Annotated in this window: 1 protein-coding gene; it reads left to right on the top strand. The window is 70.3% G+C overall.

Annotated elements, in window-relative coordinates:
- Window positions 1-276: 276 nt before the first annotated feature.
- Window positions 277-876, top strand: coding sequence for a hypothetical protein (locus ACFWX1_RS35435; RefSeq protein WP_378394151.1), 600 nt, complete (start codon window positions 277-279; stop codon window positions 874-876).
- Window positions 877-1,430 lie beyond the last annotated feature (554 nt).

Below are 1,430 nucleotides of genomic sequence, written 5' to 3'. Positions count from 1 at the left end.
CGCTAAACGCGCTCGGTGGCGGGGTGGCGAGCGCGTTTAGCGGGCTAAACGCAGTCAGTGGGCCCCGGCGGTCGGGCGGTTTGGCGGAGAGAGACGGCACGGTGGTTGTCGTGCCGGGCATCGGCTGCCACGATCGAGGAGGTGGATACGCCTCCGGCGCCCGAGCCGTCGACGACCGGGCAACCGTCCATACCGGCGGTCGCTACCGCCCAGCCTCACCCCGCGGAATTGCATCAGCCGCGCGGGTTCGTCCCGCTGGCGCTGACCCTGCTCGCCATGGCACTGACGATCGCGGGTTCTCTCCTGGATCTGTTCCGCAGCGAACAGAGCTTCAGCCCAAGCGATACGCCGACCGCGGACACCGACTTCCACGGCCTTGTTCTGGTACGGACTGCTTGGGAGAACAGGCTCACGGTCGGGGGAGCGACGGTGAGTGAACTGGCCGCGCCAGTGGGTTTTCCGCTCGTACTCGCGGCGGTTCTCCTGCTGGCCGCCACCGTCGTCGCGGGCCGGTACGTGTCGACGGGATCCGCTGGCGCACTTGCCCGGTGGTTGACCTCGGCAGGGGCGGTTTTCCTCGCGGGCGCCGTGAGCACCATCGCGATGGGCGGGGTCGATTTGCCCGCTTCGGAGCAGTTCGGGCTGACGACAACCACCATGGAGCCAGGGATGTGGCTGCTCGTCGTCGCCGTCGTGGCCGCCGCCGGGGCGGCGGTCTTGATCCACTTGCGGTCTCCGGAGCCTGCCGCCTGGGCCAACCCGGCCCTCGCGTTCGCCGATATCCCGACGCCCAGCGCAGGCGTCTCCATCACCGTTCTGCCACCCGAGCCGCCACCCGCGCCACCCTGGGCCCCGAAGCCCGGCGAGCGCAGTTAGCCCGCTAAACGCGCTCGCGTCGGCTGTGACCGCAGGTGCAGGCACCGCGCCGTCGCTCTTACGCCCGGCGCGAACAACCTGCTCGGGCAGCGCCGCAGATGACACAGAGTGCACGGAAGCGACTTGGTCGCACTGGCGATGCTGATCCATGCCGTCGCCGCAGCCGCAGGCACGATCGACGCTGTTCCAGCAGCGCCGCCTGGCCTACGGACCTCGAAGTCGCCGTCACCACCTCGAAGGTGAGGCCGCCTCCAACTGCGGCTATCGGCCTTGCCTCTAGCCTTCGCCAGCAGGCGCGGGCTCTCCGACACCGTCCACCCCACCACGAACCTGCTGGTGCGGCAGCACTACCGCGGCGCAGGAGCATTCGCGACCACGTACAGCTCGTCCACAACCTCGGGCGTCTCCCAGCCCAAACGGCGGACACCTGACCGCCTCCAGCGTCCGACCGAGCCAAGTGCGTTTAGCCCCCCCAAAAGCCCGTGGGGGCGGGGGCAAGCCCCCCCCCCGGGCGGCGGCGGGGGCCGGGACACGCGGGGGGCGGGAAGAACACC

It is taken from the genome of Amycolatopsis sp. NPDC059021 (assembly GCF_042739895.1).
Taxonomy (GTDB): domain Bacteria; phylum Actinomycetota; class Actinomycetes; order Mycobacteriales; family Pseudonocardiaceae; genus Amycolatopsis.
This window is presented reverse-complemented; position numbering and strand designations above follow the sequence as displayed.